Below are 13,054 nucleotides of genomic sequence, written 5' to 3'. Positions count from 1 at the left end.
CGAAGGACATCCATCAGCAAACAATGGCGGACCGGATCCGCTCAAAACGGAGGAACACCAGGATGAACAGCAAGACCCCGATCTCCCGCCCAATTTCCCGCCGCACGCTGGCCAAGAGCATCGGCCTCGGCGCCGGCATCGCCGCCGGTGCGACGCTGCTGGGCGGCATCGCCGCACCCGCCATCGTCCGCGCCCAGGCCAAGACGACGCTGAAGCTGGGCCACCTCGCCAACGAGGAGAATGTCTGGCACAAGGCATCGCTGGTCTTCGCCGAGGAAGTGGCCAAGCGCACCAACGGCGCGGTCGAGGTCAAGGTGTTCCCCAACGAGCAGCTCGGCAAGGAAACCGACCTGATCAAGGGCATCCAGCTCGGCACCATCGACTTCACCATCACCGGTGAATCCCTGCAGAACTGGGCGCCGGCCGCGGCATTGCTGGCGGTCCCCTACGGCATCCGAGACCTCGACCACCTGGACAAGGTCGTCACCGGCGAGCCGGGCCGCAAGATCGCCGAATCCATCGAGCAGAAGACCCAGCTGGTCCCGCTGACCTACTTCGCCCGTGGTCCGCGCAACCTGACCAGCAAGCGCCCGATCAAGTCGCCGGACGATCTGAACGGCCTGAAGATGCGCGTGCCGAACGTGCCGCTGTTCGTGTCCTTCTGGCAGGGGCTGGGTGCCAAGCCGACGCCGATGGCCTTCTCGGAGGTCTTCACCGGCCTGCAGAACGACACCATCGAGGCGCAGGAGAACCCGCTGGCCCTGATCAAGTCGGCCAGCTTCTACGAGGTCCAGAAATACGTGAACCAGACGGAGCACGTCATCAGCTGGATCTATCTGGTCGGCGGCTCGAAGAAGATGGGCCGCCTGCCGGCCGAGCAGCGCACCGCCATCATGGAAGCCGCCAAGGCCGCGCAGGCCGCCGAGCGCAAGCTGTTCATTGAGGACGAGACCAAGCTGGCCGCCGACCTGAAGGCCAAGGGCATGGAGTTCGTCACGGTCGACAAGGCCGCCTTCGCCGAGAAGGGCCGCGCCGCCGTCATCGCCGCCCTGTCGCCGGAGATCAAGCCGATCTACGACGAAATCCTCGCGGTGAAGTGAGGGGAGGTTAAGGCCCTCTCCCGTCCCGGGAGAGGGAGGGGACCCACGAAGTGGGGAGGGTGAGGGGCAATCGGGACATGGATTTCCTATCCTTGGTTCACCCTCACCCCTCCCACCGCTTCGCGGCGGGTCCCTCCCCTCTCCCGGGGCGGGAGAGGGTGTTTTCCCCACCCCCCAACCGCAAGAGCCATGTCCATGCGCACAGCCTTTGCCGCCGCGGTGTCGGCCGTCTCCGCCCTTTGCCGTTGGGGTACCCTGGCGGCCATCGGCGTTCTCATCATCGTCGTGACAATCCAGGTGCTGGGCCGCGTGCCCGGCTTCCCCTCGCCGCCCTGGACGGAGGAGGTGGCCCGCTTCGCGCTGGTCCATCTCGTCGCCTTCTCCTGCGGGCTGGCGCTGCTGCGCGGCGAGCTGGTGAATGTGGACATGTTCATCCTGCTGCTGCCCAAGCCGGCGCAATGGGCGGTCGCCCGGCTGGTCGACGTGGCGATCCTGGTGTTCGCCGTCGCCATCATCCCGGGCGCCTGGGACTATGTCGTCGGCAGCGTGGGTGAGCGTGCGCGCTCCATCAACGTCCCGATGATCTGGGTCTATGTGGTGACGCTGATCATCCCGGTCTCGCTCGCCTTCTTCTCCATCGCCCGCCTCGCCGGGTTAGGACGCGATTCAGCACCGCCCAGCCATGGGGAAACCATCTGATGGTCACCGCACTGTTCCTCACCTTCGCCGTCCTGCTGATCCTGGGCGCGCCGGTCGGCATCGCGCTGGGCGGGGCCTCGGCGGTCTATCTGGTCGGCAGCGACATCGATCTCGCGGTGGTTCCGCAGTTCATGTATGCGGGCATGGACAGCTTCGTCCTGCTCTGCATCCCCGGCTTCGTACTGGCCGGCAACCTGATGAACGGCGGCGGCATCACCGACCAGATCGTGCTGTTCAGCAACCGGCTGGTCGGCCACATCCGCGGCGGCCTCGGCCTTGCCAACGTCACGGGTTCGATGGTGTTCGCCGGCATCTCCGGCACCGCCGTGGCGGAGACCGCCTCCATCGGCGCGGTGATGATCCCGGCGATGCGCAAGTCCGGCTACGACGCCCCCTTCGCCGCCGCGGTGACCGCCGCCGCCTCCACCGTCGGTCCGATCATCCCGCCCAGCGTGCCGATGATCATCGTCGGCACCCTGACCGGCCTGTCGGTCGGCAAGATGTTCATGGCCGGCGCCGTTCCGGGCGTGCTGCTGGGTCTCGGCATGATGCTGACGGTCTGGATCCTGGCCCGCGTCCGCAACTACCCGAAGGAGCCCTGGCAGGGTTTCGGCGCCCTGCTGCGCGCCAGCCGCGGCGCCTTCTGGGCGCTGCTGATGACGGCGATCATCCTGTTCGGCATCGTCGGCGGCTATTTCACCCCGACCGAGGCGTCGATCGTCGCGGCGCTCTACGCCTTCGTCATCGGGCTGTTCGTCTACAAGGGCTTCACCCTGCGCCAGCTGCCGGCGATCCTGCTGGAGAGCGCCATCGGTTCGGGCGGTCTGATCCTGCTGGTCGGCCTCGCCAACGTCTTCGGCTGGATCCTGACCAGCGAGCAGATCCCGCAGGCCATCGCCGCCTCCATGCTGGCGCTGACCACCAACAAATACCTCATCATCCTGATGATCAACATCCTGCTGCTGATCGTCGGCACATTCATGGAGACGATCGCGGCGCTGATCATCCTGTTCCCGCCGCTGCTTGCGGTGGCGACCCAGGTCGGCATCGACCCGATCCATTTCGCCACCTTCGCCGTGCTGAACCTGATGATCGGCCTGACCACCCCGCCGGTCGGCGTCTGCCTGTTCGTCGCGGCCAACATCGCGAAGATCTCGCTGGGAGCGATCACCAAGGCGATCTGGCCCTTCCTGCTCTGCAACATCCTGATCCTGTTCCTGGTCTCCTATGTGCCGGCGCTGTCGCTCTGGCTGCCCAGCCTGCTTTTCCGCTGATTTTCCAACTTCCAAAGCCCCTCTCTTTCCAAGGAGTTCGCAGCCATGGAACAATCCTGGCGCTGGTTCGGTCCCGAAGACGCGATCAAGCTGAACCACATCCGCCAAGCCGGCGCCTCCGGTGTGGTCACCGCGCTGCACCACATCCCCTATGGCGTCGTCTGGTCGGTCGAGGAGATCCAGAAACGCAAGGCGATGATCGAGTCCGACGAGGAACTCGGCCTCAGCTGGACCGTCACCGAAAGCCTGCCGGTGCATGAGGCGATCAAGATCGGCGAAGGCGACCTGACGGAGCTGTTCGACAACTACCGCCAGTCGATGCGCAACCTCGCCGCCTGCGGCGTGACCACCATCTGCTATAACTTCATGCCGGTCCTGGACTGGACGCGGACGGAGCTGGCCGCCGCGCTGCCGGGCGGCGGCACCTCGCTGCGCTTCAACGCCCATGAGCATGCCGCCTTCGACGTCTACATGCTGGAACGTCCGGGTGCGGAGGAGGACCATGCGCCGGAGGTCCTCGCCAAAGCCAAGGAGTGGTTCGACCGCTCGTCGGAAAGCGACCGGGCGAAGCTGCTGACCAACATCATGGCCGGCCTGCCGGGTGCCTACGACCGCTACGACATCCCCGGCCTGCGCAAGATGATCGCGCGCTTCAACGGCATGACCGCCGATGGCCTGCGCGAGACGCTGGCCCGCTTCCTGCGCGAGGTGATCCCGACGGCGGAAGAGGTCGGCATCCGCATGGCGATCCACCCCGACGACCCGCCCCGCCCGCTGTTCGGCCTGCCGCGCATCGTCAGCACCGAGGACGACCTCGCCTATCTCATCAACGCGGTGAAGTCGCCCAACAACGGCCTGACCTTCTGCACCGGCTCGCTCGGCGCCGGCCAGACCAACGACGTGCCGGCGATGGCCAAGCGCTTCGTCGAGGACATCCACTTCGTCCACCTGCGCAACGTCGCCAAGGAACAGGACGGGTCCTTCGAGGAGGCCGACCATCTCGGCGGCGACGTCGACATGGTGTCGGTCGTCACCACCCTGCTGGAGGAGCAGAAGCGCCGCCAGGACGCCGGCAACGACAACTGGCGCCTGCCCTTCCGCCCCGACCACGGCCACGAGCTGTTGGACGACATCGGCAAGCCGACCCACCCCGGCTACCCGATGATCGGCCGCCTGCGCGGTCTGGCCGAAATCCGCGGCGTGATGACCGCCGTCGCGGCGATGAAGCAGCTGCCGGTGTGATGGGCGCGCGCCGGGCTTACGCGCCGGCGCGCATCCCCAAACGGGCGAGCTTCTTGTAGAAGGCGGCGCGGGAGATGCCGAGCGCCCGTGCCGCTTCCGTCGCCTTGCCGCCATTGGCGGCAAGCGCGCGGCCGAGCAGTCCGCGCTCGAACTCGTCGAAGGCCGCGTCATAGCCCGGCAAGGACTGTGGTTCCGCGTGGACAGGCCCCTGCGCCGGCAGCGGACGCGGCGTCTCCGCCGGTTCCGCGTCGCCCAGATCCGGCAACGCCTCCGCAAGGTCCGCGGCGGTCAGGCGGCGGTTGTCGGTCAGCAGACAGGCGCGTTCCAGAACGTTGCGCAGCTCGCGCACGTTGCCCGGCCAGCGGTGGCGGCCCAGCGCCTCCACCGCCTCCGGGGTCAGGCCGCGCAAGGGGAGCCCGGTGCGGGCGGCGATCTCCTGCAGGATCGATTCGGCGATGGCCTCCAGCCCGCCGCCCATCTCCGCCAGGGCCGGCAGGCGGATCGGCAGCACGTTCAGCCGGTAATAGAGGTCGGAGCGGAAACGGCCGTCACGGATCCGCTGCTCCAGATCGACGTTCGTCGCCGCGATCACCCGCACATCCACCTTCACCGGCCGGTCGGAGCCGAGCGGTTCGATCTCCTGCTCCTGCAATGCCCGCAGCAGCTTGGCCTGCAGGCCGAGCGGCATGTCGCCGATCTCGTCCAGGAACAGGGTGCCGCCGTCGGCGGTCTTGAAACGGCCTTCCCGCCCCCGGCGGTCCAGACCGGTATAGGCGCCGGGCACCGCGCCGAAGAACTCCGCTTCCAGCAGCGTCTCCGGAATCGCCGCCACATTGACGCCGACGAAGGACCGGCCGCTACGGGCCGACAGGCCGTGGATGGCCTGGGCGATCAGTTCCTTGCCGGTGCCGGTCTCGCCCAGCAGCAGGATCGGCGCGTCGGTGCGGGCGGCGAGGCGGGCCTTGCGCTTGACCTCCAGGCAGACCGGGCTGTCGCCGACATAGCTTTGCAGCGTGTAGCGCGGCTGCCGCCCCTCGTCGAGCCGGCGCTTGGTCGCCGCCAGCTCCGCCTCCAGCCGGGACAGCTCGGCCAGCAGGGGCTTCAGCCGGTGCAGGCTGTCATAGAGGACGAAGCCCACGGCGCCGATGATCGCGCCGCGGTCGTCGGTCAGCGGGAAGCGCGTCACCACCAGCCGCTGGGTCCCGAACAGCATCAGGTCCAGCAGGATCGGCTGGCCGGTCGCCAACACTTGCCGCATCTGCGAATGGGGGATGATCTCTTCCACCTCGCGGCCGATGGCCTCGGCGGGGTCGGCGATGCCCAGCATGCGGGCGTATTTGGCGTTGATCCAAACCACCCGCGCGTCGCGGTCGACCGCCACCGTGCCTTCGGACTGGGTTTCCAGCGCCTCGAACAACGACGGGATGGCGCGGCTGCGCAGCAGGGCGGCGTTGCCTTCGATGGCGTCTCCATCGAGGGCGCGCGCCTCCAGTCCATCGTCCGAAAGCCGGCTGCTATCCGTTCCTTGCGTCACCCCGGCCGCTCCTCCGTACCCGTCCGTCCCCCGTGTTATCGGGACCGCGCTCGGAATCCGCAATGGTGGAACGGGCCGCGGGCCTTCCCCGACCTTGGTGCCGCACCCCCTTGCGGAGTTGCGGCGGGCCGGTCCATGCTGCGCCCGCGCCGATGGCCCGGATCCGTCCCGGACCGGCAGCCCCTGTCCACCGGAGCCGTCTTGTCCCTGCCGCCCGTCCCGCCATGCTGAGCCTGCCCGCCATCCTCCTGCTGGCCGCGGTGCTGGCGACGCTTTGGACGGCGTGGCGCAGCTGGGCCCTGCCGCCCTTCCCCGGCCGGTTCAACTTCGTGGCGATGCAGCTGTCGGCCTCCTGGTGGGCGACCGCCGCCGCCATCGAAACCATCGTCCCGGCACCGGCCGACAAGCTGTTCTGGGCGGAGATGGCCTGGCTCGGCATTGTCGGCGCGCCGAGCTTCTGGGCGCTGTTCCTATGGTCCTACACGCGGGAGGAGGTGGCGGCCCGCTGGCGGCTGGTGCCGGCCGTGGTGGGGACGGCGACCTGGGCGGCGGCGCTGACCAACGACAGCCACCGGCTGATGTACACCGAGGTCCATCCCGTCAGCGACGCGCCGGGGGCGGCGCTGGTCTACGGCCACGGGCTGCTGTTCTTCGTCGTCACCATCTATCTCTACGCCTTCATGGTGATGAGCATCGTCGTCACCGCCAACGGCGTCCACCGGGCGACGCCGGCCTACCGCACCCATTACCTGGGATTCCTGGTGGCGATGGCGGTGCCTTGGGTGGCGAATGTCGGCTATGTCACCGGCAACCTGACCCTGTTCGACCTGGACCCGACCCCCTTCAGCTTCCTTCTGATGGGGGCGGTCTTCTATTGGCTGATCACCCGGCGGCGCCTGTTCGACCTGCTGCCGGTCGCCCGCGACGCCCTGCTGGACGCGGTGCCGGACCCGGTGCTGGTGCTGGACGCCGACGGCACGGTGGTGGAGGCCAACCCGGCCGCCCGGGCGCTGGTGCGCGACCGCCAGCCGCTCGGCCGCCGGCTTGCCGAGCTTCCCGGCCTGTCCGTCCTGTCGGCCGGCGGCTGCTCCGCGGCTCCGGTCGCGCTGGAGTTGGAGTGCGATGCTGGCCTGCGCAGCTTCGAGGCGACGCGGGTGCCGCTGACCTCCGGCAACCGCGGCGGCGGACGGGCGGGATCGCGCGAGGTCGGCTGCCTGCTGATGCTGCGCGACGTCACCCACCGCCGCCGGGCGGAGGTGCGGCTGGAGGACACCGTCCGCCGCCTCGACCTCGCCCGGCTGGAGGCGGAAGAGCGGCTGGTGGCGGAACAGGAGGCGAAGCGGGCCCTGAAGGGCTTCCTGTCGATGACCGCGCACGAGTTCAAGACGCCGCTCGCCATCATTGACGGCGCCGCCCAGATCCTGCTGCTGGACGCGGAGGGGAAGGCCCCCGGCATGGTGCCGCGGCTGGAGAAGATCCGCCGTGCGGTGCGCCGGCAGGTCAACATCCTGGACACCTGTCTGGCCGACGACCGGCTGAGCGACCCGGCCTTCGCCTTGCGTCGCGATCGGCTGGACCTGCCCACCCTGCTGCGCGGCGCCGCGGCGGCCCAGGGCGACGCCGCCCCCGGCCGGCGGATTGAACTCGACCTGACGGATTGCCCGGCAGGCATGACCGGCGACGGTCCGATGCTGGAGCTGTGCGTCCACAATCTGCTGAACAATGCGCTGAAGTACTCCCCCGCCGGCACGCCGGTGCGGCTGCGGGCATGGCTGGAGGAGGGAGCGGGCGGCCAGCCCCATCTGGCGCTGTCGGTGGCCGACCAGGGCATCGGCATCCCGGCGGACGAGGTGGATCGGGTGTTCGACCGCTTCTTCCGTGCCACCAACACCGGGACGGCGGCGGGAAGCGGCGTGGGGCTGAACATGGTCCGCCGCATCGCCGCCCTGCATGGCGGGGCGGTGACGGTGGACAGCCGGCTGGGCGGGGGCAGCGACTTCACGCTGCGGCTCCCGCTGGGACAGGAGGCGCTCTGCGAAGAGGGGATGGCCGGCATGCCGGCGGAGTAATCCGCCGGGGAGATCGTTTCTTGCATTGATTGCCTGGGGAAGGGAATAATCCCGCTCCCTCCATCTGGACCCTGGCAATATGAGCGATCACGACCCCACCGTCGTCCGGCCGGTGCCGAAACCCCGCGTCCCCCTGGGCATCGAAGAGGTGCTGGTCGCCATCACCATGGCGGTGGTGGCGCTGATCACCTTCGCCAATGTCGTGGTGCGCTACCTGACCGACGTGTCCTTCGCCTTCACCGAGGAATACTCGATCGCCCTGATGGTGATCCTGACCTTCCTCGGCGCTTCCGCCGCGGTGGTGAAGGACCGACATATCCGCATCACCTTCATCGTCGACAAGATGTCGCCAGCCAACCGCCGCCGGGCCGAACAGTTCGCCATGGCCTGCGTGGCGCTGATGTATGGGCTTCTGGTGGTCTACGGCGCCTGGACGACCTGGGACGATTACCGGTTCGAGGTGACCTCGCCGGCGCTGGGTCTGCCGCAATGGATCTACACGATCTGGCTGCCTCTGCTGTCGCTGGTGGTGCTGGCCCGCACGGTCGGCCGCATGATCCGCATCCACAAGGGGACCGAACCGCTGGAAACCGGCCATATCCCGGAGGGGGAACCGTGATCACCACCCTTCTCTTCGGGTCCTTCCTGGCCATGATGGTGCTGGGCGTGCCGGTCGCCGCCGCCCTCGGGCTGGCCGGCACGGCCGCCATCGCCTTCGCCCATCTCGGCGTCATTTCGGTGCCCACCAGCGTCTATACCGGCATCGCCAAGTATCCGCTGCTGACCATCCCGATGTTCGTGCTGGCCGGCACCATCTTCGACCGGTCGGGTGTGGCGCAGAAGCTGGTGCGCTTCGCCACCGCCATCGTAGGCCAGGGCAAGGGCGCACTGGCGGTCATCGCCGTGGTGGTGGCGATGATGATGGGCGGCATCTCCGGTTCAGGGCCCGCCATCGCCGCGGCGGTCTGCGGCGTGATGGCGCCCAGCATGATCCGCGCCGGCTACCCGCGCCCCTACATCGCCAGCGTCATCGCGGCGGCAGCGGCCACCGACATCCTGATCCCGCCGTCGGTGGCGCTCATCATCTACAGCGTGCTGGTGCCCGCCGCCCCGACCACCTCGATGTTCGCCGCCGGCATCATCCCCGGCACGCTGGCCGGCCTCGCGCTGATCGTCCCGGTCTATTGGCTGGCGCGGAAGTACAATCTGGGGTCAAAGCTGTCGCACGAGCCGCGCCCGCCCTTCTGGCGCAGCCTGTGGGACGCGGCGCTCGGCCTGTTCGCCAAGGTCATCATCCTGGGCGGCCTGCGCTTCGGCATCTTCACCCCGACCGAGGCGGCGGTGATCGCGGTTGCCTACGGCCTGCTGCTGGGCATGGTGGTCTACCGCACCATCCGCTTCCGCGACCTCTATTCCATGCTGGTGGAGGCGGCGGAGATCTCCGCCATCATCCTGACGGTGATCGCGCTGGCCAGCGTGTTCGGCTGGGCGCTCAGCACCTTGTCGGTGATCGATCCCATCACCGACGCCATCATCCATTCCGGCCTCGGCGAATATGGCGTGATGGCGCTGTTGGTGGTGCTGCTGACCATCGTCGGCACCTTCCTGGACGGCATCTCGATCTTCATCATCCTGCTGCCGCTGCTGATCCCCATCGCCGAGGCCTTTCACTGGGACCTGACCTGGTTCGGCGTCATCCTGACCCTGATGATCGCGGTCGGCCAGTTCACCCCGCCGATGGCGGTCAACCTGATGGTCGCCTGCCGGATGACCGGCTGTTCCATGGAAAGCACGGTGCGCTGGGTGCTGTGGCCGCTCGTCACCTTGCTGCTGGTGGTGGTCGCGGTGATCGTCTGGCCCGATCTGGCGCTGTGGATGCCGCGGCAGATGGGGTTCTAGAGAGCGCGGGCGATGTCGCGGCTGGTCAGATGCAGGCTGGCCGCGGCGTCGTAGCCGCGCCGGGCGATCTTCCCGGCCGCCGCGGCCTCGAATGCCGGGCGATGGGCGGCGGCATGGGCGAGGCAGTCCTCCGGCGCCGGCTCCCGCAGGCCGAGCAGGGCGCGGAAGGCAAGCCGGTGGACGGCGCACCAGCCGCCATGCCCCGCCGGCCGGAAGACCAGCGCGTCGATGTCGTCCCGCCAGGACAGTCCTTCCGCGGTCATTCGCGCAGCCCCAGCCGCTTGGCGAGCCGGAACAGGTTGCTGCGGTCGAGCCCGAGCGACCGCGCCGCCTGCGCCCAGTTGCCGGCATGGCGGGCCAGATGCTCAAGGATCATTCGGCGCTCCAGATCCTCCACCGCGTCGCGCAAGGGCAGTTCGGGCAGTTCCGACACCTCCACCGGATGAGGCCGCTGCATTGCCGCCGTCGGCGCAGCAATCCCCTCCCCCGCCTCCTCCAGCCCGAGGTCGGCCGGAGTCAGGGTCAGCACGCCGCCGTCCGGCGGGCGGGCGACACGGGCGCGGATGGCGCCGCGGCCGATGGCGTGCTCCAGTTCCCGCACATTCCCCGGCCAGGGATAGGCCAGCATGCGCCGCTCCGCCGCCGATGACAGGCGCAGGTTGCGCAGGCCCAGCCGCGCCCGGTTGCGCTCCAGGAACAGGCCGGCCAGCCGCAGGATGTCGGTCCCGCGGTCACGCAGCGGCGGCACCCGCAGCGGATAGACGCTGAGCCGGTGATAGACGTCGGCGCGGAAACGGCCCTCCCGCACCTCCGCCGTCAGATCGCGGTTGGTGGCGGCGACCACCCGCACATCGACAGTAATGTGGCGGTCGGAACCGACGCGCTGGATCTCGCCGTTCTGCAGTGCCCGCAGCATCTTCGCCTGCGCCGCCAGCGGCAGTTCGCCGACCTCGTCGAGGAACAGGGTGCCGCCGTCCGCCAGTTCGAACTTGCCGCGCCGGTCGGCCAACGCCCCGGAAAAGGCACCGCGCACATGGCCGAACAGCTCGCTCTCCACCAGCGCGTCCGGCAGCGCCGCGCAGTTCACATGCACCAGCGGACCGCCCACCCGGGCCGAACGGGCGTGCAGCCGGCGGGCCACCAGCTCCTTGCCGACGCCGGTCTCCCCCAGCACCAGAACGACGAGGTCGCTGGCCGCGACGGTGTCGATTTCCGTCAGCAGCGCCGCCATCGCCGGGCTGGAGCCGACCGTGCCGGAATCGAGGTCCGCCGGCATGTCTTCCAGTTCCCGGACCCCCCGGCTGCCGTCATCCGCCGGTGCCGCGCGCCGCTCCATCGCCGCGGCGAGATCGGCGGCCAGTCCCGCCCAGGCGGCGATCGCCTCCTCCCAGCCGTCGAAACGCCCTTCGTTCAGCGCATCCAGGGTCAGCATGCCCCACGGACGGCCGTCCACACTCAGCGGCGCGCCGACGCAGTCATGGACATGCAGCCGCTGCTTGAGGTCGGGGATCAGCCCGTCATAGGGGTCGGGAAGCTCGCAGCCGGGAGGGAACCGCAACGGCCCGCCTTCCGCTTCGGCGATGGCCCGCAAGCGGGGGTGGTCGTCCAGTGCGAAACGCCGCCCGAGCGTGTCGGGGCTCAGCCCGCGCGTGGCGAGCGGCACCAGCAGCCCGTCCGCCGAACGGGCGTCATGCCGCAGCAGGGCGCAGGCGTCGCAGGGCAGGTGCCGCGCCATCAGTTCCAGCAGCAGCGGCCACAAGCGCGCGGGATCGTCCAGCCTGCGCAGAAGCGCACCGGCCTGCGCCAGCGGGAAATCTGTTGTCGGAATGACCGCTGCGTTGTCCATCCGACATCATAGCCGGTGCGGTCGCTTTGACAACACCCCTCCCGCGCTGCGCGGAATCCGGTCTGCGGCGCTTTGGCACAGGGCTTGCCATCCCATTGCGACATCGTGACGCGCAAAAGGATTGCTCCCCACATGCTGACGCCTGCCCAGATCGCCGTCATCAAGGCCACCGCCCCCGTCGTCGCCGCCAACGCCAACCGGATCACCGGCACCTTCTATCCGCTGATGTTCGAGCGCTTCCCCGAGGTGCGCGCCGTCTTCAACCAGAGCCACCAGCGCAGCAGCGCCCAGCCGGAAGCCCTGGCGAACGCCATCATCGCCTATGCCTCCAACATCGACCGGCTGGAGGTCCTGGGTCCGGCGGTGGACGGCATCGTGCAGAAGCATGTGTCGCTGAACATCACCCCCGACCAGTACAAGATCGTCGGCACCTGCCTGATGGAGGCCATCGGCAAGGTCCTGGGCGATGCGGTGACGGCGGAGGTCGCCGACGCCTGGGGGGCCGCCTACTGGCAGCTGGCCGACCTGCTGATCGCGGCGGAGGAGAAGGAATATGCCCGCAAGGCGGCGCTGACCGGCGGCTGGCGCGGCGCGCGCCGCTTCCGGATCGCGGAGAAGACGCCGGAGAGCGCCGTCATCACCTCCTTCCGGCTGGCGCCGGTAGATGGCGGCCGGGTGATGGACTTCCAGCCCGGCCAGTATCTCGGCCTGCGGCTGACCGTGGGCGGCGAGACTGTCCACCGCAATTACAGCCTGTCGGCTTCGCCCAACGGCCGCGACTACCGCATCTCGGTGAAGCGGGAGCCGCAGGGAGTGGTCTCCGGCTTCCTGCACGACCGTGCGCAGATCGGCGACGAGATCGACGTCTACCCGCCGGCCGGTGAATTCGTGCTGCGCAAGGGTGACGGCCCGCTGCTGCTCATCACCGGCGGCGTCGGCCAGACGCCCGCGCTGCCGCTGGCCGAACAGGCGCTGGCCGCCGGCCGCAAGGTGATCTACGTCCATGCCGCGCTCAACGGTTCGGTCCACGCCTTCCGGGAGCAGATCGACCGCCTTGCCGAACTGCACGACGCGCTGAAGCCGGTCTATTGCTATGCCGACCCGCAGCCGGGCGACCGGCCGCATATGGTGGGCCTGCTCGATCAGGACCGGCTGGGCGGCCTGCTGCCGAAGGAACCGGGTGTCGCCGCCTATGTCGTCGGCCCCAAGCCCTTCATGGCCGCGGTGGTAAAGGCGCTGACGGCACTCGGCCTTCCGGAGTCGGCCATCGTCCACGAGTTCTTCGGTCCCCGGGAAGCACTCGCCTGAAGCCCTCGCCCGACCGGCGTCGCCTGATCTCTGCCTCCACTTTACGGGCCGGCCCCTCCACTCCGGGGCCGGCCCGTCCGTGT

11 protein-coding genes are annotated in these 13,054 nt (G+C 69.1%); 8 read left to right on the top strand and 3 right to left on the bottom strand.

What is annotated here, in order from left to right; genetic code table 11:
• The first annotated feature begins 62 nt into the window (after positions 1-62).
• The 4 genes from AB8P05_RS30015 (at position 63) to uxuA (ending at position 4,315) form a co-directional block, all read left to right on the top strand.
• Positions 63-1,100, top strand: coding sequence for a TRAP transporter substrate-binding protein (locus AB8P05_RS30015; protein ID WP_472761654.1), 1,038 nt, complete (start codon positions 63-65; stop codon positions 1,098-1,100).
• A gap of 195 nt (positions 1,101-1,295) precedes the next feature.
• Positions 1,296-1,799, top strand: coding sequence for a TRAP transporter small permease (locus AB8P05_RS30010; RefSeq protein ID WP_455175724.1), 504 nt, complete (start codon positions 1,296-1,298; stop codon positions 1,797-1,799).
• Positions 1,799-3,073, top strand: coding sequence for a TRAP transporter large permease (locus tag AB8P05_RS30005; protein WP_455175725.1), 1,275 nt, complete (start codon positions 1,799-1,801; stop codon positions 3,071-3,073). Before AB8P05_RS30010 ends, AB8P05_RS30005 begins: the two co-directional genes overlap by 1 nt.
• A gap of 45 nt (positions 3,074-3,118) precedes the next feature.
• Positions 3,119-4,315 (top strand): mannonate dehydratase, encoded by a 1,197-nt coding sequence (gene uxuA, locus AB8P05_RS30000; protein WP_472761653.1) that lies wholly within the window; start codon positions 3,119-3,121, stop codon positions 4,313-4,315.
• Positions 4,316-4,331: 16 nt separating this feature from the next.
• Here uxuA and AB8P05_RS29995 read toward each other — a convergent pair whose 3' ends face one another.
• Positions 4,332-5,849 (bottom strand): sigma-54 interaction domain-containing protein, encoded by a 1,518-nt coding sequence (locus AB8P05_RS29995; protein WP_472761652.1) that lies wholly within the window; start codon positions 5,847-5,849, stop codon positions 4,332-4,334.
• Positions 5,850-6,073: 224 nt separating this feature from the next.
• Here AB8P05_RS29995 and AB8P05_RS29990 point away from each other — a divergent pair, with 224 nt between their 5' ends.
• From AB8P05_RS29990 to AB8P05_RS29980, 3 genes are all read left to right on the top strand, one after another.
• Positions 6,074-7,918: a sensor histidine kinase gene (locus tag AB8P05_RS29990; protein WP_472761651.1), complete on the top strand. Its 1,845-nt coding sequence runs from the start codon at positions 6,074-6,076 to the stop codon at positions 7,916-7,918.
• Positions 7,919-7,997: 79 nt separating this feature from the next.
• Positions 7,998-8,537, top strand: a complete 540-nt coding sequence (locus AB8P05_RS29985; RefSeq protein ID WP_472761650.1) for a TRAP transporter small permease — start codon at positions 7,998-8,000, stop codon at positions 8,535-8,537.
• Entirely contained in the window at positions 8,534-9,817 is a 1,284-nt protein-coding gene (locus tag AB8P05_RS29980; protein WP_455175729.1) for a TRAP transporter large permease, read from the top strand. The genes AB8P05_RS29985 and AB8P05_RS29980 overlap by 4 nt, the downstream gene beginning before the upstream one ends.
• On the opposite strand, the gene AB8P05_RS29975 is transcribed toward AB8P05_RS29980, so the two are convergent.
• Positions 9,814-10,080, bottom strand: coding sequence for a DUF1488 family protein (locus AB8P05_RS29975; protein WP_472761649.1), 267 nt, complete (start codon positions 10,078-10,080; stop codon positions 9,814-9,816). The two genes, AB8P05_RS29980 and AB8P05_RS29975, sit on opposite strands and share 4 nt — an antisense overlap.
• Positions 10,077-11,663, bottom strand: coding sequence for a nitric oxide reductase transcriptional regulator NorR (gene norR, locus AB8P05_RS29970; protein WP_472761648.1), 1,587 nt, complete (start codon positions 11,661-11,663; stop codon positions 10,077-10,079). The genes AB8P05_RS29975 and norR overlap by 4 nt, the downstream gene beginning before the upstream one ends.
• A 132-nt stretch (positions 11,664-11,795) precedes the next feature.
• On the opposite strand from norR, the gene hmpA reads away from it, so the two are divergent.
• On the top strand, positions 11,796-12,971 hold the full coding sequence (hmpA, locus tag AB8P05_RS29965) for an NO-inducible flavohemoprotein (protein ID WP_472761647.1): 1,176 nt from the start codon (positions 11,796-11,798) through the stop codon (positions 12,969-12,971).
• Positions 12,972-13,054: the final 83 nt, after the last annotated feature.

This window comes from Azospirillum sp. VT-I1 (genome assembly GCF_055698305.1).
This window is presented reverse-complemented; position numbering and strand designations above follow the sequence as displayed.

Bases quoted from the DNA above. Each gene is read 5' to 3' on its own strand.
- AB8P05_RS30010 (WP_455175724.1), top strand. From the start codon at position 1,296: ATGCGCACAGCCTTTGCCGCCGCGGTGTCGGCCGTCTCCGCCCTTTGC.
- AB8P05_RS29985 (WP_472761650.1), top strand. From the start codon at position 7,998: ATGAGCGATCACGACCCCACCGTCGTCCGGCCGGTGCCGAAACCCCGC.
- hmpA (WP_472761647.1), top strand. From the start codon at position 11,796: ATGCTGACGCCTGCCCAGATCGCCGTCATCAAGGCCACCGCCCCCGTC.
- AB8P05_RS30005 (WP_455175725.1), top strand. From the start codon at position 1,799: ATGGTCACCGCACTGTTCCTCACCTTCGCCGTCCTGCTGATCCTGGGC.
- norR (WP_472761648.1), bottom strand. From the start codon at position 11,663: ATGGACAACGCAGCGGTCATTCCGACAACAGATTTCCCGCTGGCGCAG.
- AB8P05_RS29990 (WP_472761651.1), top strand. From the start codon at position 6,074: ATGCTGAGCCTGCCCGCCATCCTCCTGCTGGCCGCGGTGCTGGCGACG.
- AB8P05_RS29975 (WP_472761649.1), bottom strand. From the start codon at position 10,080: ATGACCGCGGAAGGACTGTCCTGGCGGGACGACATCGACGCGCTGGTC.
- AB8P05_RS30015 (WP_472761654.1), top strand. From the start codon at position 63: ATGAACAGCAAGACCCCGATCTCCCGCCCAATTTCCCGCCGCACGCTG.
- uxuA (WP_472761653.1), top strand. From the start codon at position 3,119: ATGGAACAATCCTGGCGCTGGTTCGGTCCCGAAGACGCGATCAAGCTG.